This is a genomic window from Bacillus sp. BF2-3 (genome assembly GCF_008368795.1).
Lineage (GTDB): Bacteria > Bacillota > Bacilli > Bacillales > Bacillaceae_G > Bacillus_A > Bacillus_A cereus.
This window is the reverse complement of record NZ_QOSA01000053.1, coordinates 55,969-77,448: the sequence shown is the minus strand read 5'-3', so window position 1 is coordinate 77,448 and position 21,480 is coordinate 55,969. Positions and strand designations below refer to the sequence as shown.

Here is a 21,480-nt window from a genome sequence, read left to right as displayed (position 1 = left end):
AGTTCATATATTTTGCGATTTCAACCAAATCAGTAACATTATATTTCGGTAAAATTGAAATGTATATGTAAAGAAGAATATATATAATTTGAGCAAGGGTATAGGGGGGAGAAAATGGGTTCGTTATTTGATGTAATAGCAGATATCATTTTATTTTATCCTCGAAATGACATGAAATTGAAACACCATATCGCAAAATTAAGTGAATTAGAGTGGTTTCGAAATCTACATGAAGATCCGAAGTATACAAGTTTAATTTGGAGTAATAGAAAAATTAAGAAGTTCATTTTGTCTTCTACTAACATGGAAACATTAATAAAATCTGAGAAAAAGCAAAAAGAATTTGTTCATCTAGTACAGGATGAATATAAAAAAAGAAGATAAGAATTTTTTTATTTTTCATATTTGGCGAAACAAATGGTACAATGAAAGCTAATGTGAAAAATAAGGAAAAGAAGTGGTCTATTTGAAAAACTTTTTAGAATTAGGAATTAGTGAAACTTTTAATCATACATTACGTGAAAATGGAATTACAGAAGCAACACCAATTCAAGAGAAGGCAATTCCAGTTATTCTGTCAGGTAAAGATATTATTGGGCAGGCGAAAACAGGAACGGGTAAAACGTTAGCATTCGTGTTACCGATTTTAGAAAAAATTGATCCAGAGTGTAGTGATGTCCAGGCTTTAATCGTTGCGCCAACAAGGGAATTAGCCCTGCAAATTACAACTGAAATTAAAAAAATGCTTGTTCAAAGAGAAGATATTAATGTACTAGCGATATATGGTGGACAAGATGTTGCGCAACAGTTGAGAAAATTAAAAGGTAATACACATATTGTTGTAGCAACACCGGGACGATTATTAGATCATATACGCCGTGAAACAATTGATTTAAGTAATCTTTCAACAATTGTATTAGATGAAGCGGATCAAATGCTTTATTTTGGTTTCTTATATGATATTGAAGATATTTTAGATGAGACACCAGGTAGTAAACAAACGATGTTATTCTCAGCAACGATGCCAAAAGATATTAAAAAATTGGCGAAGCGTTATATGGATGAACCGCAAATGATTCAAGTACAAAGTGAAGAAGTAACGGTTGATACAATTGAGCAGCGTGTCATTGAGACGACAGACCGTGCAAAGCCAGATGCACTTCGTTTTGTTATGGATCGTGATCAGCCATTTTTAGCTGTTATTTTCTGTCGTACAAAGGTTAGAGCGAGTAAGCTTTATGATAATTTAAAAGGATTAGGTTATAATTGTGCTGAACTTCATGGTGATATACCTCAAGCGAAACGTGAAAGAGTTATGAAGAGTTTCCGCGAAGCTAAAATTCAGTACTTAATCGCAACGGATGTAGCAGCTCGTGGACTTGATGTAGATGGTGTAACGCACGTATTTAACTTTGATATCCCTGAAGATGTAGAAAGTTATATTCACCGCATTGGCCGAACAGGACGTGCAGGTGGATCAGGTCTTGCAATTACGTTCGTTGCAGCGAAAGATGAAAAACATTTAGAAGAAATTGAAAAAACGCTTGGTGCACCAATACAAAGAGAAATAATCGAACAACCGAAGATAAAACGTGTAGATGAAAATGGAAAACCGGTACCAAAGCCGGCTCCGAAGAAATCAGGTCAAAATCGTCAAAGAGATAGCCGCGAGGGTTCAAGAAGTGAATCAAGACGTGATTCGAGAAATAGCTCGAGAAGTGATTCAAGAAATAGTTCTAGAAATGAAAATAACCGATCATTTAATAAGCCAAGTAATAAAAAAGGTAGTACAAAGCAAGGTCAGCAAAGACGTGGCCGTTAAATAGTTATAATTGTAAAAGAGTCGCAAAATATTGTGGCTCTTTTTTTGTTTGTATACAACAAGGATGATGGCAAGAAAAAAACAAAAATTTCATTCACCGTATTTGGAATTTATAAAGGAAATTTTATAGTCCAAAACCATTAGAGCGAGGGTATTACTATCATTCAGCAGAACACTTTGGTTAAAAAAAGGTATTGAAGCGAGCGAGTATTTTCATTACACATTCCGCAATTATCGAAATAGAACAAGAGAAGTTTATGAAGGATTAAACTCGTATTGGTGTACGATCGTTGGAAACTGGAAAACTAATTTGTTAGTTTTGATCGATGAGGAACTCGAGAAGCAACACTGCCATCCTTATGAGGAAATTGCTTACGACGATGAAGGTAATGTAGTGATAATATGCGAAATAAGAAAAAAGGACTAGCAGTCGTACCTGCCGTCCTTTAATAGGAGAAAAAGTAATCTTGTTTAGAACTACGCATAAACAGAAAATCTGCTTGTAATTAGTTTTACCCTAAATATACGTGTCTATACAAAAAAGGGATAAGTAAAAAATACTTATCCCCGGAAGGGAAATCCCAAGCACAAAAATGGCTCGTATTGGTCTGCAGGTTCAAAAGTAGTATATGTAAAACGAAAAATCTCATACAAAAAGCAGACAACGATTTTGGTTGTCTGCCAGTGAGTTCAATGAGTTAGCTAATTGTGATAATTTGCATCCCCATTGCGAGAAGAGTGAAGCTGCTAGTTCAAACAGCTTGTTGGTATTATTTTCGATTTCTTAAAAAATATACAGAGAAAGCAGATAAGTGAAGAACCTACCTGCTTTTGCTGTAACAAAAGAAAGAGGTATTAGCCGTGGACACGGCGGCTTGAAAATAGTATGTATTTTTATTTGAAAAATATTCACGGGGTGAAGAAACGTGGAATGTTTGATAAAGGTGTTTGTGAAATTAATCAGCTAATTAGTAAAACAAAATAGTTATTTGGAAGAAAGGGAAAATGAATATGAGATGAATTGAAGTTGTTGAAGAATTACTTGAAGTGATGAAAGAATGCTTTTGGAACGGAACATCTTTAAAGGGTGATGCTAATGATTTTAATATTGTATCCTGGCTGATTGAAGAAGCGACGCGTAAAACAAAATAAAGATTTCATTTTGTAGTAATGGGGAATAGATAAGATATGTGTACTTATTAGGGGGAAAGTAGATAAAGAGTTCTTTAAGAGGCAAGAACCGGAACAAAATAAAAGAGCGGCTAGCAAAAGCTAACTGCTCAATACAAGGAGATACAGAGAAGACTACTTTAAATGAATGTTGGCATACAGCCTACATACAGTATTGACCGAATATTTATTTTAAATTCAATTTATTTAAAGTAAATATTCCAACAGATAAAATGGTTGCGCCTGCTACAGAACCTAGCCAGTCTCTCCAGCCTAATGTATTTAAAGATGCATCTGTTAAATCCGTAATTAAGAAGATAGCAAACATTAATACACCAAATGCTAAGCATCCCCAAAATGTTTGCAAATATTTAATCATTTTCTTTCGGAACTTGCTCATATAAATTACCCTTATCAATAATTATATTTTTATAAATAAATTATCGCATGTGCAAAAATTAAAAGTACAAAATATGCAATATTACATATCGGAACTCAACAAAATACTCCATTGATAAGAACATAGATCGAACGGAGGGGAACCGTGTCGTATGAATCAATTGTCATTTTTTGAAGTCATCGATGTAAAGGAGATGCGCTTACTTGTGGTGAAGGAGCTGAAAAACTACAAAGTGTTGTGCGTCTGGATGAAGAATTGAGAAAAATAGGATCAAGCGGAGGGCATCGTTCTTTTCCTAAAATGAAAGGTGACGATAAGAAACATGAGATACGTTTTAAACAAATTGAGCGGACGTTAAAAAATAAAAATTTATAAAGGAAATAGAAAGTATGGTGTTGTATATGTACGATAATAGGAAACTTTTTGCAAACTAAACATATAATTTTAATAGACCGACAGTCGGTCAGGTGGGAAGGAGAACTTGAATGCGAATTGTAAAGGAGTATGAGGAGCGTAGAAAGGAAATTTTAGAAACAGCTGAGCGTTTGTTTCTTACGAAAGGTTATACGAAAACAACCGTAAATGACATTTTAAAAGAAATAGGTATAGCAAAGGGGACGTTTTATCATTATTTTAAGTCGAAGGAGGAAGTAATGGATGAAATCATTATGAGGATTATTAAAGAGGATGTCACTAAGGCGAAAAGGATTGTCTCCAATCCCGATATCCCCGTTTTAGATAAGTTATTTAAAATTTTAATGGAACAATCACCAAAATCAGGAGATGTCAAAGAAAAAATGATTGAACAATTCCATCAACCAAATAATGCAGAAATGCATCAGAAAAGTTTAGTGCAATCCATTATACATTTATCTCCTGTATTAACGGAAGTTTTAGAGCAAGGAATAGAAGAAGGCATATTTTATACTCCATACCCACAAGAAACAATTGAATTATTACTCTCTTCAGCACAAGTCATATTTGATGATGGTTTATTTCAGTGGAAACCGGAAGAAATGATGAGAAGAGCTAAGGCTTATATTAAAATGATGGAAGTATCTGTTGGAGCAAAAGAAGGGTCCTTTGATTATATGATCGAGGTTTTAATGAAACAGAAATAGCTTTTTTCTGTTTGGTTGTTATAGACCGGCAGTCGGTCTAGACTAAATGAAGGATGTGATGAGGATGCCAGCAAGTATTCAATCTTCCTTGAAAGATTTTCACTTAATGGTAAGTGGTCAAATTATTACTATTTTAGGTTCAACACTATTACGTTTTGCTCTCTCACTATATGTGCTAGATATAACAGGGCGTGCAGATATATTCGCAGGGTTATATGCGGTAACGAGTATTCCGTTTCTGCTAGCACCTCTTGGCGGAGCAATAGCAGATCGTTTCAACCGCCGTAATGTAATGGTCATTTTTGATTTTATAAACGCTGCTATTGTATTAAGTTTTATAGTTTTGTTATTAACTGAATCGGTATCTATTTTATTGATTGGAACAATTATGTTTTTACTAGCAGTCATTAGTGCAATGTACGCACCAGTTGTAATGGCGAGTATTCCGCAATTAGTTCCAGAGAAAAAGTTAGAACAAGCAAACGGTATCGTAAATGGTGTGCAAGCATTATCTAATATAGTTGCACCTGTACTAGGAGGAATATTATACGGCATAATTGGTTTGAAAATGCTCGTAATAACAAGTTGTCTTGCTTTCTTTTTATCTGCGATTTTAGAAATGTTTATTACAATACCATTTATAAAAAGAATACAGGAAGGCCATATCGTACCGACAATTGTAAAAGATATGAAAGAAGGTTTTCTTTATGTTTTAAAGCAACCTTTTATTTTGAAAGCTATGTTACTTGCAGCTTTACTAAACTTAATTTTGACACCGTTATTTGTTGTTGGAGGACCTATTATGTTACGAGTAACTATGCAGAGTAGCGATACGATGTATGGAATTGGAATGGGATTAATTGATTTTGCAACCATATTAGGGGCATTGTCAATCGGTTTCTTTGCTAAAAAGTTACAGATGAGAACATTATATAATTGGATGCTTATCATAGCTTTATTAGTAATGCCAGTGGCACTATCAGTTACACCGTTTATTCTTAATTTAGGATACTATCCACCATTTATCCTCTTTATACTTTCTTCTCTTCTAATCGCAATGATTATGACAATTGTATCCATCTATGTGATTACTGTAGTCCAAAAGAAAACACCAAATGAAAATCTAGGAAAAGTGATGGCAATTATAACAGCGGTATCTCAATGTATGGCACCAATTGGGCAAGTCGTATATGGTTTTATGTTTGAAGGATTCAGTACGAAAATTTATTTACCTATATTTGCTATTAGTTTCATAATGATATTAATAGCTATAGTGACGAAGAAAATATTAAGAAATGAAGGGAACTAGCTTCATATGATTAGGAGAATGTTAAAGAGAGATTTCTCTAAAAATAAAATGATAATTATCATTTTATTTATGTTTATCAAGTTATCAAGTTTTTAATGGCTAGTGCTTCAAGTAACGTTATAAATCTATGATCGATTGTTTAAAGTATCAAGCGCACCGCACGTCGTACAGATTCATACCGGAGAAATAAATCAAAAGTCAATGGATTCATTTGTAGAAAAAACTCCTTTTGTAAAAAAGTAGCAAACGGCAGAGATGATCCAAGTACAAGTAAACGGGTATAACATTTTTATACAAAATAAAAATAAGGCGAACATAATAGCGTAATAGATATTAGTTCCGTGAAACAAAACGCTAATTTTAATTTTTTATTAGATTTAAATAATAAAGTGATACAGATTAGTAAAGGGGAAATAGGTGTACCGATTTATTTTATGCAAAAATACAATCTGCATATTGGAGATGAAATATGGATTATAAAAAATAATATAGAACAAGAATTTACGATATCAGCATGTATTCGTGATGTTCAAATGAATCCATCAATCGTTAGTTCAAAGCGATTTGTAATAAGCAATGAAGACTTAGAAAGATTAAAACGAAATTTGGGAGAAAGAGAATATCTTATTGAATTTCAGTTAACAGATGTAAATTAGATAAATGAATTTGAAGATTTATACCAGTCATCGAACTTACCTCAAAAAGGATTAGGAATTTGCTAAATAGGAAGGGGAAAATAAAATGAACGCTATGGAAAACGGTGTATATGAAACAACCAGATTAGTTAGTGAATCAATGGAATGACAAGCTGTAATGAATATCAATCAAATTTGTGAATTAGATCAATATCAAGAAGCGACATTATGTACATGGAATACAAATAACGATTTTGATAGAGTTGTTTTAAATGCAGCATTAGGGCTTACGGGAGAAGTTGGTGAGGTTGCTGATGTTGTAAAAAAGCAATTTTTCATGGTCATGGATTTGATCCAGCTTATTGTCCAGGAGAAGAAGAAGGAAATACACATAAAATCGCTTTAGAGATAGGGGACATCTTGTACTACATTTCAATCATGTCTCACGAAAGGGAATATACCCTAGGAGATATTGCTCAAATGAATATATCTAAATTAGCAACAAGATATCCAGACGGATTTAGTCGAGAAGCTAGTCAAAATCGTGTAGATGTGAAATGAAAATCGTAATAAAAAAGAGCCATGAGTGGAAAGGCTCATGGCTCCTTATATAAGGGTAATGATTTTATAGGTAAATATTATTATGAAATCCCAAAAAATTAAATATAAGTCAATTAATTGGTATAGAATTTGGATTTTATTTAAAAGAAGGAACGGAGGAATATGTAAAAGACTTTGAAAGGTCCATAAAAAAAGAATTCAGTAAAACTCTGAATTCTTCTACACGTGATTTTATTTGTTAATCCATTTAGAAATAATAGGATAATGAAACTCTTTTTCTTGTAGCGCATATAAAATCCCTTTTATAGACCCGAAAATTAACAAAAGGAACAGTATTAGATATAAAGGAGCTATGCCGAAAATAATCAAAGTATTATTTGAAGTCAAGTCTAAATTAGACAAGGATAGCATTAAGATTCTTATTGCGAAGAGATTCCAAATTACTGTAATTATCCAAATGAATAGTTGATAAAACACAGCTTCAAGGATATTTTTTTGAATGTTTTGTGATTTGTATACAAAATAAAAAATCAACGGTATATAAAAAATTGTGATGCTAAAGAAAATAAGAATAAAAAAAGATAATAAGGTAAGAAAATGCATAATTAATTTTATGTTCTTTTCTTGAGCTAGAATCATTAAGGTCCTCCTATATGTATGAGATTTGTTGTAGCTATTATATTTTAAGATGTTCATTATGGTAATAATGCGCTACTAAAAAAAATTACTACTGCCTACAGTTAAAGTTCCGCTTTCTGCTGCAGAAAATTGTATATCTATTGTTTGGCTAGCAACGGATACTAAATTTTTTCTTATAGTTATTCTTAGAGTAGAAGTCGTACCTAAAGTTGGATTAAATCCTATATTGGCACTGAATAAATAGATACCATTTATAGGGGCTGTAAATGTATTCGTTACTGAAGAATACCCTCCACCATTATTAAATATTATATTACCATACGATACTTGAATATCTGCAGGAGGAGTAAAAGACTGTGCACCATTTTTTTCTGCACGAAAATTAATGTTAAATGTGGGTCCGGTAGGTCCAGTGTCGCCGGTAGCCCCAGTGTTGCCAGTAGGTCCGGTAATTCCAGTAGGCAGAGTAAATGATGGGATTGGTGGGAAAGTAGGCCCGACTAGGTCGGGAGAAATTGAAATTTCAGATTTTATTTTAGGTGAATTGAATCTGTCTTTTCTAGACATATGTATATCATCCTCTCTAAGAATAGCAGATTATATCCAGTAGATGCATGATATGAATTGGGTGTGATTGTATTTTGAGATAATAAGAAATAAATTTATCTAATCTAACTATAAAAATTAGAACTAAACAAAAGCGTTAATTTATTATAAAAAATGGGTGACTCAGCAATTGTGTCAGCCGAGTCACCCAATACTATTGATTTTAGATAATAATCTTTTTCTATATGTAGTTATAGTGAGTTCTAAGAGGTTAACTCCAAACCGCAGTTAAAGGACAAAGAAATTTATTTTAGAAAGTATTAGATTTAACTATGTTAATGCTACAACAGCAAGAGTCAAGCCCAATGTATTTAATGTATTAGAATATGGTCCTACATTAATAGTAAGAGTACTTGTTATACCTGAAGGTGTAGTGAAAATTGCGGGTGCTGATACAGAAGTGAATCCTGCAGTATATCCCAGAGAAGTACCAGATCCAATGATTGGATTATTATTAAGATACATAGTGATACCTGCCAAATTACCTCCTGGTTGAATGATAACTTGTACTTCATAGATTGCCAAATAGGTTCTTCCACCTTCAAGTAAAACAGTTGTTGGTGGTGTGAACGAGATTGCTGTACCATTAGAATTTGCCACGGTATCTAGTGGAATCGCGGAATTTACAGAAACTATTGATGGGGTAGTTTGAACAACATTTAAGCTATTAGCCGTGGGGGATGGACAAGTGCAAGGTTTGTGAATGTTAGAGTTGTTATCATTTTGGAAATTCACAAATAATCAAGCTCCTTTGCGTAAAAAAAATTTTATCCTATATAAAACGTAGCTTTTTTGTATCTAAGTTATTTTTAATAAATTTTTAAAGATAAATCGAATATTGTTGGTCAGTCGACTCATAAAAGTATTCGATACTCTGGGATTTCAAAGTGCATCTGATAAATATATATGAATGTTTTTTTAAGGACATTACTGTAAGTTAGGAAAACATAAATCTGGAAATAAAACTTGATATTCCGGGTTTAACCGAAGATCAGTAGTTGAGGTTGTAAAGTGTATATAATTTTTTTCTAATTTATCTAGTGTTGCCAGATGATGAGTACCTAAGTCACGCTGGATGCTATGTTTAGAAAGAGTAGGCCCAATTTGTAATTTTCGGTTTTTCATAGCAGTATTCCAGGGACTGTAAAAGAATTTTAAAATGAAAGCAGGATACATGTAAACGATAAATGGATGAGGTGACCAATGTCGCCCTGCCCAATAGTTACCATGCGAATAATGGTGGATTAATCTACCACCATAGTATGGAGCAGGTGGATTAGGAGGGATTATTCTCCCATGATAACGCTGTTTGACAAGGGGGATTCCGTATCTGGGATTGGTATAACCGTGAGCAGGGTCATCCACCATCAGAATAGTTCTAATAGCATACATCTTTTGCCCTAAATTGGCAAGAGATGAGAAAAAGGCTTCCTTATCAACACAGCAAAGAAATTCAGTGGTATTTAGTACCATTTTCCATCCCGTAATTTCTTTTTCTATGTTCATTACTTCTTGATCAACTAAAATGGCATCAAACTCTAGTACCTTTGATTCACGGATTTCCCAATGAGGTGCAAATAATTTGCATAATTCAACCGAACGATCAGTAGACCCACGATTAATAAGAATGCCATGATCAAATAATTTTGTGTGGTGCATTAACCACCACGGAAGCAGATACTCTTCGTTATAAAAATGAGAAATTAAAGTAGTGTTAATAAAAAGTCCTCCTTTCAAAATTTTGTGGAATATATCCTTATCTAGTAAGATATGTTACTTGATCTAAAAAGAATGAAGAAAGATTTTTAACAAAATAGTTAGTTTAATAAAAACCGGAAAATGTGGGGGAGTTAAAGGAGAAGAACCCTTTATATAAAGGGTTCTTCTGGTGATTTAATCTATCAATTACATTCGTGGTAATATTTATCACATGAATCGTTATTATCGTTACAGCATATACAGAATGTTTTTTGAACAAATAAACTAACTACACTAGTAGAACCTTCTTGCTTTGTAAGAGTAAGACTTTGAAAATCTTCAACTTGAAATATTTTTGTTTGAACAGGTTGTAATGTAGTAGTAATTGGTACGTTAGATCTTCTTGTTAGAATAGTTACTTGAACGGGTGCACTCATACCGACAACGAATAACTGAATTAATGTTTTATTATGATTGTTTGTAAAATCCTCAAATACAGTTTGTGGAGCGGTGGTTTCAAGGAAAACAGATACAGGTATATTCCCATTTGCATTTTCTGCAGAACCAGCTATCGTATGAGTTTCAATAAAACAGTTGTTTTTTTGATTGTTGGAATGCGATTGATTTTTATAATATTTTTTACCATCTTTATAAAAGTAATCAGCCATATGAATTTAAAGCTCCCTTCTTTTAGATATCTATATAGTCTATTTAATAAAGTGAAGTAGTGCTTGTAAGACATAATAAAATCCGCTCTCGTAATTATCTGAAAATGTTATTTAGAAATTAAAGAGCGCCATTCAAGGCGCTCTCGGATAAAAAATAATATTGAAAAAGAATACCACATTATATTTTATGCATGTTCTTAATAAATGTGTAGTTTTTAACAAAATCCTTATTTGAAAACAAGAAGCCCTAGATTTAGGGCTTCTTGTTTTGGTATTCTCACATGGTTTTTCAAAAAGAATAGAACATATTGAAGATAACATGTGAATGTTTCATAAATGTATCAAAAAAGTGAACAAAATCGTTATTTTAATTAGTTCAGCCCCTTGAAGGGCGCTCCAAGGGGCGAAGATTCGAGAACTTGTAAACTCTTGTTTAATTACATGAAAACTCCCTAAGGAGAATCTATGATATTTTAACACTAAACTAACTATTTTGACAAATATATATTGATAAAAGAAACCCCGATTGTCCGCGGGGCTTCTAAGGGGAAGTGCCAAGTAATGACGTACTCGACTAATTAACCATATCATGAATTTTTTGGTAAAAATACTAGTAAATCCGTCCAATTGTATGATCGTTAATTTGAACAAAAACTCTATTTTGTAGAGCTTTAATTCCATGGGAAAAGAGCACTTTGTAAAAGTGCTCTTCTGACCAAAATCCATTTTGTAAAAGAGAGGAATAATATCATATGAATTTATTTTTAAATGTGTTTAAAATCGTATAAAAACTTCATTTTGCACAACAAAGCAGCCAGCTTAATTAGCTAACTGCTTGTTGTACAAAAGAAGATTAGGCCCTACAAGTAAATGATATGTAACTTTAAGTTACAACTATATTATAAGCAGAATTAAACATGTTATGCGGTAGTAAAAATAAGCTTAATCAAACTTTCATTTTGTATTAAGTTGGAATATAAAAAGAGCACTTAGTAAAGTGCTCTCGTGACGAGTCTCATTTTATAACGACTATTTTATAAAGAAAGGAACTCAGGATATTATATGTGCGCCAGTCAATTGAGTACCTTGTACAAATAAAGAGCAGCTAGCAAAAGCTAACTGCTTATATAAGGAAATCGGAGAAAGATAACCATGTGTCTACAGTATTGACGGAATATTGGTTTTTATTCGTGAAGAACTACGATTAACTTAATGCATAGCCCACAATCAAAGTTAGTGTTAAAAACACTGATAATAACATTGTTAGTAGAACTGTTACTATGCTTCTAAGCATTGATATCCAATTATCTACTTTAGAGAATCCTTTAATACCAGCAAAAAAAGTTCCTATTGAAAAAATAAGTACGAAAAATAAAGGGTGAAAATAAACGGCGTTTATAAAAGATGCATTTATTTCAGGTGTACATACTTCAAGATATAAAAGAAAACAAGCAATACAAACGAATGAAAAAATAAAGGACCATAGATTTATATTATGTTTCATAGGTTGCTCCTTTGTTATCGGAATATTTCTATTAAATTTTAATGGGAAATATAAGAAAAAGATAGTGTTTATAAGTTAGAATGAATTTTTTAACAAAATAATCCTTTTAAAGTAAAACAAACAGAATATAGTCCGGCTAGAAAACTAGAGGGCACCAATTCATTAAAGCAGCAATTAAAGCTGTTTTAGGAATAGGTGTTCTTTTTATTTTGAAAAGAGGGATGGGGAAATATGAGGGCACTAAAAGAACAATTACGCGAGTGGAAAAAGCAATCCAAGCAAGGAAAGAAGAAAAATAAGAAAAAACAAAAAGAGAAATTAAGTACTCGTGAAATTGGTGATTTAATGGGAATACATAGACCTTGTTATGAACGAAGACACGGAGCATTAAGACAAAAATAATTTAAAAATAAACAGGAGTGGTCTTACATGACTAAACAATTATTTTTCTTACCAAAAATCGATAGAGTAGCAACGCAGAAAAAATTAGAAGGTGCTCTCGAAAATGTACATTTATATAGACAGTTTGGAATGATGCGTGAAGAAATGAAAGTTACTCCTTCTTATGAAATTAGATATCACGGATCTACAAATGATGTAGGAAAGCCATTAGAAGATGTAGCGATGGCTAATATTCAACAAAGTAAAAGAGAAGAATGGATTAAGCAAACATCATTTCGTATTGACCAGTTTCTTAGTCGTTTGGGTAATGGGCGTGCAGGAAGGGAGCAAAGAGACATCATCATTAAGCGTTATCTAGAAGATGAAGATGTATGTGATTATATGGTATATAACGAAATCGGCATGAGTGAGCGTACTTATCGACGTGTTAAGGCTAGAGTATTTTATAAACTTGCTTTTGCTCTTAGATTAGAAGTTTATGAGACTGAAGAAACTGGAGGTAATGAATAATGAATTTTGTTCAGCCAATACGTGATCCAGAACAAATACAGTAGCTTAAAGAGTATTTTAAGGAAAAGAGCTTACGCAATTACATCCTCTTCATTATGAAAATCAATACAGGCCTGAGAATCTCGGACATTTTGAAATTGAAGGTAGGAGATGTTAAAGGTAGTCATATATCTATGAGAGAAATGAAAACTGGGAAACAGAAACGAATACAAATTACTGCAGCACTGAAAAGAGAGCTTAAATGGTTTATCGAAGAAAGGGAAGATAATGAGTATTTATTGCAAAGTAGACAAGGTAGGAATCGTCCAATTGGTCGTAGTATGGCATATAAGATATTAAGCGGAGCAGTGGCAGAGTTTGGATTAGATGAAATAGGAACACATACATTGAGAAAAACATACGGGTCTCACATGTACATGCAAACGAAAAACATAGCCCATTGCTCATGGAGATATTTAATCACTCGTCAGAGAAGTTCACGTTACGTTATATAGGTGTAAATCAAGATGCAATGGATAAGGCAATGACTAGGTTTAAAATTTAATCATTGCTTTTTCTTTTGGGATAGTTTAAAACCTTAGCCTGATTGCGATGGGATTGCCACATCAAAAAAATTCGCATGTTATGTTAAGACACATTTTAGGCGGAAAATCAGTAGTTCTCTGAAGAACTACCATTATCAATCCTGTTTTATTGGATAATCTTGAGAAAATATTTATCTGGATAAAAAATTAACATTTTTTCAATTTCCTGTAATTATAATTAAAGGTATTCTGTTAGTGTTATACAAATGTATCTTTCAATCTATTCCATGTATGAATCTAGTCTGGCTATCAACAGAATATTTCACACACAATTGAAAAAGGGGGAATGTTTATGCAAAGAATTTTAAAGTTCCTGTTCATGTTCGTTTTTTCTTTGATTTGTGTTTTGTATGTTCAAACGAACGCTTTTGCCGCACCAGCATACGAGGGAGTTGTCAAAATGAAGCAGCCGTCAGGCGAAACTTTTGAAGGCACGTTACATGGAGATGAATGGTTCCACTGGGTAAGTACAAAGGATGGCGACATACTTTTACAAGATCAGAAGGGATATTGGAATTACGCTGAGCTTACATCAGATGAACTGATATCAACGGGTACAAAATATAAAATCGATAAGAAGCCTTCAATGGCGTTAAATGAGGAAAATTTGAATAAATGGATAAAAAAATACAACCCTCAAGCAAAGAAAAAACAGGTGCACATGAATAAATTACAAAAAGAATCACCAAAAAATATTGATGGAACTGTCACTCCAGTTGTAGGAACCAAAAAATTACTTGTTTTGTTAATTGGGTTTACAGATGTTGATATTGCATATAACGATAACGACTGGAGTAACAAATTCTTTTCTACAAATCAAAAGTCAGTTAAGAATTACTATAATGAAGTAAGTAACGGAAAAGTACAGATAACTCCAGCTCCTGAAACATATGGTACTCAAAATGATGGAGTGGTTAAAGTGAAATTAGATTACGCTCATCCGAGTACATCGGGAAAAAGTATGGGTACGGTTATAACAGATGCACTGGCTAAAGCTGATTCTCAAGTGAATTTTGCTAGTCTTGATACTAATAATGATCAAGTCATTGACTCTAAAGATGGCTTCTACATTGTAAGTTTTCTTGCTGGTAATGAACAGGCTGCTCCTGGTGCTCCACTTCCTTATATTTGGGCACATCAGTCGTATGCTCCAAATACAAATCACGATGGTGTTACGGTATCAGGCATGTATACGGCGCAGGGTGAAAAACAATATGGTCATATGGCAACAATTGGTATCCCTGCTCATGAGTTAGGTCATTCCTTTGGCCTGCCAGATCTATATGGTGATAATAATCGTGTGGGTAGCCTAAGTATAATGGGTAATGGATCTTGGAATAGTCTACAAGGAGAAGATTATGGAGCTACACCGGGTCATATGGATGCTTGGTCAAAAGTAAAATTAGGATTTGTAACACCAAATGTAGTAAATACCACTAATAACTTTACTCTAAATGCTATCCCAAATAATTATAATGTGTTAAAGATTCCTTTAAAGGATAATACGTATTTTTTAGTTGAGAATCGCGCAAAGGTTGGGTATGATGCGAGCTTACCAACAAATTCTGGTGGTATTGCAGTTTGGCATATTGATGAATCCATGAATAATAATTCCAGTGATCCTCATCCTTTCATTGATATAGAACAATCAATCAGTGAATACCAAGACCCGTTCTATTACACGAATCAAAATCATGCTGCTACCTTTGGTCCAGACACTAATCCGAATAGTAATACCTACACGGGAGAAAAATCAGGAGTAACGATTACAACGACAAGTACAAGTAATTCTGCTATGAATGTAGCAGTCACAACAAAAGAAGCTAGTTTAATTCCGCAAACAAACTGGACACTAAAATATATAGATAGTTATAATTGGTACAATTTAGGTACGTATGCCTTTGATGGAAACAAAGACACATTTTGGCATACAAACTGGAGCCCCGTAGCTCCAATGCCGCACGAGATTCGAATTGATTTAGGTGCAACTTATAACCTCTCCAAATTCAGCTACTTGCCAAGGCAAGACGGCCAAATAAATGGAACGATTAAGGACTATGAGTTTTACGTCAGTAGTGATGGAGTAAACTGGGGAACAGCGGTATCCATAGGTGCTTTTGCAAACAATATTAACTTGAAAGAGGTCAGCTTTGTAAACAAGACAGGTCGTTATATTAAACTACGTGCATTAAGCGAGGTAAACAACAATCCATGGACAAGTGCCGCTGAAATTAATGTATTTGGGGTGGTTCAATAATATATTTGTGAGGTTATCTAATTAAATTATTGATACGCTAGTTCAAAGGGTTATCATCTGCTGAGAGTTCCCTCGGCATTTGATAACCTTTTGTTCTATACTAGCCAATATGCAAACGAAAAACATGGATTGATAAAATTCATATTCTTAGCTTGGTAGCAATGTGGTGGTATTCCTTACAGTTACTCATAAATTTTGTACTATGTAACTCAAAAAAGAAAGTGTTATAAATTCAATGATACCAAGGGATTCAGCAAAGGGTTCAGTTACACACAATATAAGATATGGGTAAGTCATAGAGAACTTGAAATAATATATTAATTACTTAGTGAAAATAGTATGGATTAAGAAGATAATGATTTCAAATCGTCAAAGTAGAGAAAAAGATACGAATGATTAAATTTAAATGTGGGTTATAAAATTATTAATATAAATATAACGATTTTAAAAATGGTCAATGACATTTTCCTCAAAAATGGAAAAGTTGATATAAAAGCACATAACCGTTTACAGCCCAATACATATAGTGTCAGTGTAGTGATAAGCAAGTACAACATGACTGCAATGAAAAATTATTTTTCTGTTAGCTTGTTTTCATTACGAGTTAAATTAATAGAACTTCTGTTAGTTATTATGAAACGCATCTTTGTTATAGGATCGGGGGGGAATATCTTGGCTGCAGAAAAAGGATATAGAAGTGGTTGTGGTTATGGCGGAGGATTTGCATTACTAGTCGTATTGTTTATCTTGCTTATTATCGTTGGCGCTGCTTGTTTTTGCTAGTTTATGAACTTCATTTTTTTCTAGAGAGGAGGAGTGTATCTTGGCTGCAGAAAAAGGATATGGAAGTGGTTGTGGTAGTTATGGCGGAGGATTTGCATTACTAATCGTATTGTTTATCTTGCTTATTATCGTTGGTGCAAGCTGGTGCGGATATGGTGGTTTTTAAGTAACAACCTTCTTATATCACCAAGAATAAATAAAGGGTTGCTTCACGTAGTGTGAAGTAATCCTTCATTAATATAGTTTAATATATGTTTAGAATATATAATGTGTTCGTTATGAAAGGAGAAAAAAATGGGATCTAGCCCATATTTTAATAAAAATGTTTCGTATCAAACTTCATCTATTCCAATAACCGAAGTAACTCAGAAGAAAAGTCGAATAATAGCGGCCGAAGCTGTTACACTTTCCAAAACGAATAATGAAACAACCAATGAAGCAATCAATGGAACGACTGATGAAACATTAAAAAAACAGAAAAATAATTCATCTGATTATTCGCCATTCCAAATTAATATTCCATATTTTAATATAAAAATAACTTCGACAGAGATATTAGGTGTTGCTAAATCCGTATTTATGCAAGCTCTTATTCAAAAGGTTCAAGATCCGGTATTTTTAATGAATCTTTTGAATAGTGAAGGTGGAAAGAAACTACTTAATTTAGCAGGTGATTTTTTTAAAGATACTGCTACGAAATCAGAAAATGATAAAGATGAAAACTAACATCAGCCTTTATTGATATACATCTCTTTGATAGCTCTAATTTCATAAATACTACAATCACAAAAGATAGGGATTAAAAATAATCCCTTCTTTTGTGAGCATAATTGCATTTTTCATTGTAATTATATGTAAATCAGATAATAAAAAGTGAAAGGGTTATGGCCGTTTTTTGGCAGGAAATGTGCCGGTCGTTTTGGAGTTAACGTGATATATTTGTATTGTGAGAAGTGGCGGAAAACACAACTCATAATATACCTTTATAATCTATAAAATCAATTAATGGATAATATAAGCCGTATGATGGCTACTTCCGCAAGCCAATTAGGAGGATTAAAGACCGTCATGAGTGGTGTATATGGAAGTATGTCAAACAGTAGACAAGCCATGACAAATAGTGTATCAAATCAAGTCATTAATAATTCTTTCGGATCATCTGGCGGTGGAGTTATTCCAATGCTTGGTGGAGATTTATTGAAGTACCCGTAAATTTAGAAGGAAGAGACGTGGCACGCGGTACTTATCGGCTATACAACCGAGTATCAAGAAAGAGAAGAAAAGAGAAACTCAGCCTTTTAGGTTTGGGTTTCTTTTATTTTATAAAAAAACGGAGTGTCAAAATGAGCTCTTTTACATTCAACAATCAACGAAAAGAATATATCCAACTAGAAAGAGGATGGAGCCCGCCAACATGGGAACCTCTAAAACGTAAATTCTTAAACACGCCTGGATATCCAGGCGCAAGATTATTAGGAATGGAAACAGATCCTCGTCGACTTTCTGTCCCTGTGGGAATTATCGTTCCAGATGGAACAGATTTAGAAACGTTAAAAGAAGAAATAGCGACATGGTTAATTACTGAACAAGCAACCGAGCTAACTTTTGATACAAAACTAGATAGAACATATATAGCTGTTATTGATGAAGATTTTAATGTTGATAATTTTATGAGTTTAGGAAAAGGCACCTTAAAATTCATTTGTCCAATGCCTTATAAACTAGGCCCAAGGAGAAAAATAGATTTCAAATTACAAGGAAGTAGATTAATTACAAATATATCGAATAATGAGAGTAAATATTCTGATCCTACGTTCATAGTTAAGGTAGAAACTCCCTCTACTTTTATTGATATTTCACGAAAAAAGGAAGAAGAAATTCAACATTTTCGTATGGGATACCCTGTTTCTGTGGAAGAACGAACAGTCGAGAAAGAACAGCTTGTTATGCACGATGAAATGAAAACAATGGTTGGTTGGAATCAAAATGGTCCAAACACTAACGAAGGTGAAAACACAGGAACTCTAAAGTCAGATAGTGAGCGCTTTGTTATAGATAACTTTGGTGCAGGTAGTACATGGCATGGCGGAGTGGCTAGGAAAAGTTTAAAAGAACCGCTACAGGATTTTACTGTTGAAGTAAACGAAGAAACAGGTGAGTATCTAACTTTTGAAAAGATTAACGGTGGGAAGTTATACGTCGCTGATGCAGATGCCTTACAACGTTGGACAGAAGATGGTTCACACAAATATGACATCTATAGTCCACAAACAGAAGATCAAAATATGTCAGCCGAAAGATTAAAACAACTAACGGAAGCGGAACTAAAGAAACGTATTAATAGCACTGTACAGTATGAAGTAACTCCAATTGCATTAGAAAAGATATTTGGTTTATCTCATGAAAAAGTAAATAAGGGCGATATTGTCCATTTCAAAGATACAAAATTTACGCCACCTTTGTTTTTAGAAGCACGTCTTATCGCAGCGGATGAATGTGATACAAATGCGGCAAATGATAAATATTATTTTGTTGATTTTAAAGAAGTAGAAGATACGAGAAGTCTGTTAGATCACATGTATGCCCAAGTTATGGGCAGTCTAGCTGGAAAAGCAAATAAAGGCTTGTTAGATAAGTTGGAAGAACTTGTGAAAGAGACAAATGAACAAGTTGATGTTGTGAAAAAGGAATCAGAAGCAGCAAAAAAGTTAGCAGAAAAAGTACAAGAAAACCTTAAAAATTATCAAACAAAAATTATTGAAAGCGCAAAACCACCGACAATCGGTTTAGAAAATGGAAAAACCTTATGGTTAGATATTTCAAACGGCAAGCCTGGCATCCTCAAATTATGGAAGAATGGCAATTGGGAGTCGGTTGTTCCTGATATGGACAAAGTAAAGGAAGATACCTTAGAGCAAGTCAACAAAGATATTGAAACCACAAAAACAGAGTTGAATAAAAAAGTTCAAGAAGCACAAAATCAAGCAACAGGACAATTTAATGAAGTGAATGAAAGATGTTGAAGATTACGTTGGTGGAATTGGTAACCAAACGGTTTTACGCAATGTCTTGTAGAAGAACGACACGAAATATTGGCAATTAACTTCAAACGCAGTAAGAGATACACAAGTCACTTATAAGAGGTGCAATTCACTTAGTGTTATTACTACAGGTAATATGACTTATTCTTTATCCTGTTTCTTTCTTAGTTGTACCTAGCGCGTTTTTATAATTCTTTATTTAATTCCTAATTTAAAGAACAAACTATCCAAAATAACATGATTTATATGACTATGTATACTCTTTTTGAAAAATATTGTAATTAATTAACATTTGAAACTATAACACAAATTATTTAAATAATATATCTAAATTTATCGTCATCACAATGGTGCTTGTCTTTAAATTTTCAGCAATCATTATTCCAGGAAATCTTTTATGCCTCCCTTCAATTAGGGTCAGTATTATTCTATGTTTTAGTAAAAAAACTGCTTGTTTATTAACCTATTATTATACTTTTATATGATAGAGAGCTTTCTACTAGATATAGAATTCATAAAAACTATGCTAATTTTTAAGGGAGAGTGGATAGAACTACTGATTATGAAATTAATCAACACACATTTATCAAAGAAAATATTCTAATTTAAAATAATTTCTTATTTTGGAGTATACTGTCTTGAATGTATATTTCAAAATTGAATAGGTAAAAGATTTTATGTAACAACAAATAAAACTTCAGTATATGTAAAGCGATTTTTTACGAATATATAGCTTGATAAAAATAAAAATCATCATTTGGTAACCATGTTCATATCGTGATATCCAAAATTAAATTCAAGATAACTCATGTAATAAAGACTTCATAATTTTACCGAATCTGCGAGATACGTTGAAAACAGAATTTGTATTCCTCTAAAAATATTAATTTTCAGAATTTTCGATAAAAATGATTAGATTATACTAACTTAATGATAATGATTAAAAAGGCTACTATAGAACCCAAACATTAGTAGAAGAAAGACATATACAAGTATTATGAGTTTGAAAATTTCATAAACTCTAAAATCTTATAAAAAGAGGAGCATAAAACATGAGCGAACAATGTCCAATTAATGTACCATGTCAGGTAGCGGGACAAACCCAAACACCATTAAGTGATGAGACTGCAACACCAATTGTTACTCCAGGAGCACCTATTGTAAAGATTCCAGTTGTATTAGCTGAAAGAACGCTTCAAATTGTTGTAGAGTCTGATATTTCATTAGAGCCTCCAGCAGTCGAAATTAAACGCATCTTAAAAAACGTATTTTTAACACAATGTAAGTTAGTGCCTGTAGCATTCGTACCAGTACCAGGTACACCTTACCGACGAGTTACAAGAGCGAAATTATTTGTACAAGGCTATATTCGTAAAAATATTGAATATGCAAATGACGAGTGTAATGGAGTTCTATATGATCGTATTGCAAATGTTCCATTTTCTGGTTTTGCAGATCTGACAGAAGGTGATTTTCTATCATTAGCTTTAGTAGCTTCTTCTTCGGACACTACTTCTCATTTTATAAATCCTAAAAACGGTGATTTACCACGTCTAGACAAATATTTCTTTGAAAATGCAGTTTTTTATAACGAACAACCATATTGTGAATTAGTAAGCGCTCAATTTTTTGAATTAGACTTTTCACCTTGTCCTACAAACCTAAACGAACCATTTGATACGCTTCGTGAAAAAATTGTACTAGATCTTACTTTAAAAGTTTTACAAGTACAACAAGTACAAGTAGCACTATAAAAATAAAAAGAAATTG

19 protein-coding genes and 4 pseudogenes are annotated in these 21,480 nt (G+C 33.1%); 16 read left to right on the top strand and 7 right to left on the bottom strand.

The window, feature by feature from the left end:
- Nucleotides 1-114 precede the first annotated feature (114 nt).
- Together DN401_RS27975 and DN401_RS27970 are read left to right on the top strand one after the other, a co-directional pair.
- Nucleotides 115-384 carry a hypothetical protein gene (locus DN401_RS27975; RefSeq protein ID WP_000535037.1) on the top strand — a complete coding sequence of 90 codons (270 nt, stop codon included), beginning with the start codon at nucleotides 115-117 and terminating at the stop codon, nucleotides 382-384.
- A 73-nt stretch (nucleotides 385-457) separates the two neighbouring features.
- Nucleotides 458-1,822 carry a DEAD/DEAH box helicase gene (locus DN401_RS27970; protein ID WP_002182751.1) on the top strand — a complete coding sequence of 455 codons (1,365 nt, stop codon included), beginning with the start codon at nucleotides 458-460 and terminating at the stop codon, nucleotides 1,820-1,822.
- A 1,357-nt stretch (nucleotides 1,823-3,179) separates the two neighbouring features.
- Here the strand turns inward: DN401_RS27970 and DN401_RS27965 are convergent.
- Nucleotides 3,180-3,392, bottom strand: a complete 213-nt coding sequence (locus DN401_RS27965; protein WP_000033157.1) for a hypothetical protein — start codon at nucleotides 3,390-3,392, stop codon at nucleotides 3,180-3,182.
- 485 nt (nucleotides 3,393-3,877) lie between these two features.
- On the opposite strand from DN401_RS27965, the gene DN401_RS27960 reads away from it, so the two are divergent.
- The 4 genes and pseudogenes from DN401_RS27960 (at nucleotide 3,878) to DN401_RS27940 (ending at nucleotide 7,018) form a co-directional block, all read left to right on the top strand.
- Nucleotides 3,878-4,513, top strand: coding sequence for a TetR/AcrR family transcriptional regulator (locus tag DN401_RS27960; protein ID WP_001223581.1), 636 nt, complete (start codon nucleotides 3,878-3,880; stop codon nucleotides 4,511-4,513).
- A 64-nt stretch (nucleotides 4,514-4,577) separates the two neighbouring features.
- Nucleotides 4,578-5,822: an MFS transporter gene (locus tag DN401_RS27955; protein WP_001111721.1), complete on the top strand. Its 1,245-nt coding sequence runs from the start codon at nucleotides 4,578-4,580 to the stop codon at nucleotides 5,820-5,822.
- Nucleotides 5,823-5,828: 6 nt separating this feature from the next.
- A pseudogene (locus tag DN401_RS30395) lies at nucleotides 5,829-6,538 on the top strand (ABC transporter permease); the annotation flags it as partial.
- Nucleotides 6,539-6,563: 25 nt separating this feature from the next.
- Nucleotides 6,564-7,018, top strand: a pseudogene (locus DN401_RS27940) (nucleoside triphosphate pyrophosphohydrolase family protein).
- Between the two features lie 231 nt (nucleotides 7,019-7,249).
- Here the strand turns inward: DN401_RS27940 and DN401_RS27935 are convergent.
- The 6 genes from DN401_RS27935 to DN401_RS27905 all read right to left on the bottom strand — a co-directional run bounded on the left by DN401_RS27935 (nucleotide 7,250) and on the right by DN401_RS27905 (nucleotide 12,133).
- Complete coding sequence (locus DN401_RS27935; protein ID WP_000599417.1) at nucleotides 7,250-7,657, bottom strand: magnetosome magnetite crystal formation protein family; 408 nt, start codon at nucleotides 7,655-7,657, stop codon at nucleotides 7,250-7,252.
- Between the two features lie 75 nt (nucleotides 7,658-7,732).
- On the bottom strand, nucleotides 7,733-8,224 hold the full coding sequence (locus DN401_RS27930; RefSeq protein ID WP_000087352.1) for an exosporium leader peptide-containing protein: 492 nt from the start codon (nucleotides 8,222-8,224) through the stop codon (nucleotides 7,733-7,735).
- Nucleotides 8,225-8,533: 309 nt separating this feature from the next.
- Nucleotides 8,534-8,998, bottom strand: a complete 465-nt coding sequence (locus DN401_RS27925) for a hypothetical protein (protein WP_001010965.1) — start codon at nucleotides 8,996-8,998, stop codon at nucleotides 8,534-8,536.
- A 192-nt stretch (nucleotides 8,999-9,190) separates the two neighbouring features.
- Nucleotides 9,191-9,922 carry a hypothetical protein gene (locus tag DN401_RS27920; RefSeq protein WP_000546544.1) on the bottom strand — a complete coding sequence of 244 codons (732 nt, stop codon included), beginning with the start codon at nucleotides 9,920-9,922 and terminating at the stop codon, nucleotides 9,191-9,193.
- Nucleotides 9,923-10,164: 242 nt separating this feature from the next.
- Nucleotides 10,165-10,629 (bottom strand): hypothetical protein, encoded by a 465-nt coding sequence (locus tag DN401_RS27915; RefSeq protein ID WP_000796389.1) that lies wholly within the window; start codon nucleotides 10,627-10,629, stop codon nucleotides 10,165-10,167.
- 1,204 nt (nucleotides 10,630-11,833) lie between these two features.
- Entirely contained in the window at nucleotides 11,834-12,133 is a 300-nt protein-coding gene (locus tag DN401_RS27905) for a hypothetical protein (protein WP_000682208.1), read from the bottom strand.
- A 231-nt stretch (nucleotides 12,134-12,364) separates the two neighbouring features.
- Here DN401_RS27905 and DN401_RS30005 point away from each other — a divergent pair, with 231 nt between their 5' ends.
- The 10 genes and pseudogenes from DN401_RS30005 (at nucleotide 12,365) to DN401_RS27860 (ending at nucleotide 21,464) form a co-directional block, all read left to right on the top strand.
- Nucleotides 12,365-12,535 (top strand): hypothetical protein, encoded by a 171-nt coding sequence (locus tag DN401_RS30005; protein WP_001202055.1) that lies wholly within the window; start codon nucleotides 12,365-12,367, stop codon nucleotides 12,533-12,535.
- A 27-nt stretch (nucleotides 12,536-12,562) separates the two neighbouring features.
- Nucleotides 12,563-13,045 (top strand): ArpU family phage packaging/lysis transcriptional regulator, encoded by a 483-nt coding sequence (locus DN401_RS27900; RefSeq protein WP_000166127.1) that lies wholly within the window; start codon nucleotides 12,563-12,565, stop codon nucleotides 13,043-13,045.
- Nucleotides 13,045-13,589: pseudogene (locus tag DN401_RS27895) on the top strand (site-specific integrase). The gene DN401_RS27900 and the pseudogene DN401_RS27895 overlap by 1 nt, the downstream one beginning before the upstream one ends.
- Nucleotides 13,590-13,921: 332 nt before the next feature.
- The gene (locus tag DN401_RS27890; RefSeq protein ID WP_149288070.1) at nucleotides 13,922-15,886 is read left to right on the top strand and encodes a M6 family metalloprotease domain-containing protein; all 1,965 of its coding nucleotides are present in this window, start codon (nucleotides 13,922-13,924) and stop codon (nucleotides 15,884-15,886) included.
- A gap of 672 nt (nucleotides 15,887-16,558) precedes the next feature.
- Nucleotides 16,559-16,669, top strand: a complete 111-nt coding sequence (locus DN401_RS27885; protein WP_000718602.1) for a YjcZ family sporulation protein — start codon at nucleotides 16,559-16,561, stop codon at nucleotides 16,667-16,669.
- 40 nt (nucleotides 16,670-16,709) lie between these two features.
- Nucleotides 16,710-16,835, top strand: a complete 126-nt coding sequence (locus tag DN401_RS27880) for a YjcZ family sporulation protein (protein ID WP_000718601.1) — start codon at nucleotides 16,710-16,712, stop codon at nucleotides 16,833-16,835.
- Nucleotides 16,836-16,963: 128 nt separating this feature from the next.
- Nucleotides 16,964-17,395 (top strand): hypothetical protein, encoded by a 432-nt coding sequence (locus DN401_RS27875; RefSeq protein ID WP_000535863.1) that lies wholly within the window; start codon nucleotides 16,964-16,966, stop codon nucleotides 17,393-17,395.
- Between the two features lie 270 nt (nucleotides 17,396-17,665).
- Nucleotides 17,666-17,971 (top strand): annotated as a pseudogene (locus tag DN401_RS27870) (phage tail tape measure protein); the annotation flags it as partial.
- Nucleotides 17,972-18,012: 41 nt separating this feature from the next.
- Entirely contained in the window at nucleotides 18,013-19,692 is a 1,680-nt protein-coding gene (locus DN401_RS27865; RefSeq protein WP_002025803.1) for a distal tail protein Dit, read from the top strand.
- A gap of 1,070 nt (nucleotides 19,693-20,762) precedes the next feature.
- Complete coding sequence (locus DN401_RS27860; protein ID WP_001294982.1) at nucleotides 20,763-21,464, top strand: CsxC family protein; 702 nt, start codon at nucleotides 20,763-20,765, stop codon at nucleotides 21,462-21,464.
- Nucleotides 21,465-21,480 lie beyond the last annotated feature (16 nt).

Bases quoted from the DNA above. Each gene is read 5' to 3' on its own strand.
- DN401_RS27965 (WP_000033157.1), bottom strand. From the start codon at position 3,392: ATGAGCAAGTTCCGAAAGAAAATGATTAAATATTTGCAAACATTTTGG.
- DN401_RS27975 (WP_000535037.1), top strand. From the start codon at position 115: ATGGGTTCGTTATTTGATGTAATAGCAGATATCATTTTATTTTATCCT.
- DN401_RS27865 (WP_002025803.1), top strand. From the start codon at position 18,013: ATGAGCTCTTTTACATTCAACAATCAACGAAAAGAATATATCCAACTA.
- DN401_RS27915 (WP_000796389.1), bottom strand. From the start codon at position 10,629: ATGGCTGATTACTTTTATAAAGATGGTAAAAAATATTATAAAAATCAA.
- DN401_RS27955 (WP_001111721.1), top strand. From the start codon at position 4,578: ATGCCAGCAAGTATTCAATCTTCCTTGAAAGATTTTCACTTAATGGTA.
- DN401_RS27900 (WP_000166127.1), top strand. From the start codon at position 12,563: ATGACTAAACAATTATTTTTCTTACCAAAAATCGATAGAGTAGCAACG.
- DN401_RS27890 (WP_149288070.1), top strand. From the start codon at position 13,922: ATGCAAAGAATTTTAAAGTTCCTGTTCATGTTCGTTTTTTCTTTGATT.
- DN401_RS30005 (WP_001202055.1), top strand. From the start codon at position 12,365: ATGAGGGCACTAAAAGAACAATTACGCGAGTGGAAAAAGCAATCCAAG.
- DN401_RS27930 (WP_000087352.1), bottom strand. From the start codon at position 8,224: ATGTCTAGAAAAGACAGATTCAATTCACCTAAAATAAAATCTGAAATT.
- DN401_RS27905 (WP_000682208.1), bottom strand. From the start codon at position 12,133: ATGAAACATAATATAAATCTATGGTCCTTTATTTTTTCATTCGTTTGT.
- DN401_RS27960 (WP_001223581.1), top strand. From the start codon at position 3,878: ATGCGAATTGTAAAGGAGTATGAGGAGCGTAGAAAGGAAATTTTAGAA.
- DN401_RS27875 (WP_000535863.1), top strand. From the start codon at position 16,964: ATGGGATCTAGCCCATATTTTAATAAAAATGTTTCGTATCAAACTTCA.
- DN401_RS27920 (WP_000546544.1), bottom strand. From the start codon at position 9,922: ATGCACCACACAAAATTATTTGATCATGGCATTCTTATTAATCGTGGG.
- DN401_RS27935 (WP_000599417.1), bottom strand. From the start codon at position 7,657: ATGATTCTAGCTCAAGAAAAGAACATAAAATTAATTATGCATTTTCTT.
- DN401_RS27860 (WP_001294982.1), top strand. From the start codon at position 20,763: ATGAGCGAACAATGTCCAATTAATGTACCATGTCAGGTAGCGGGACAA.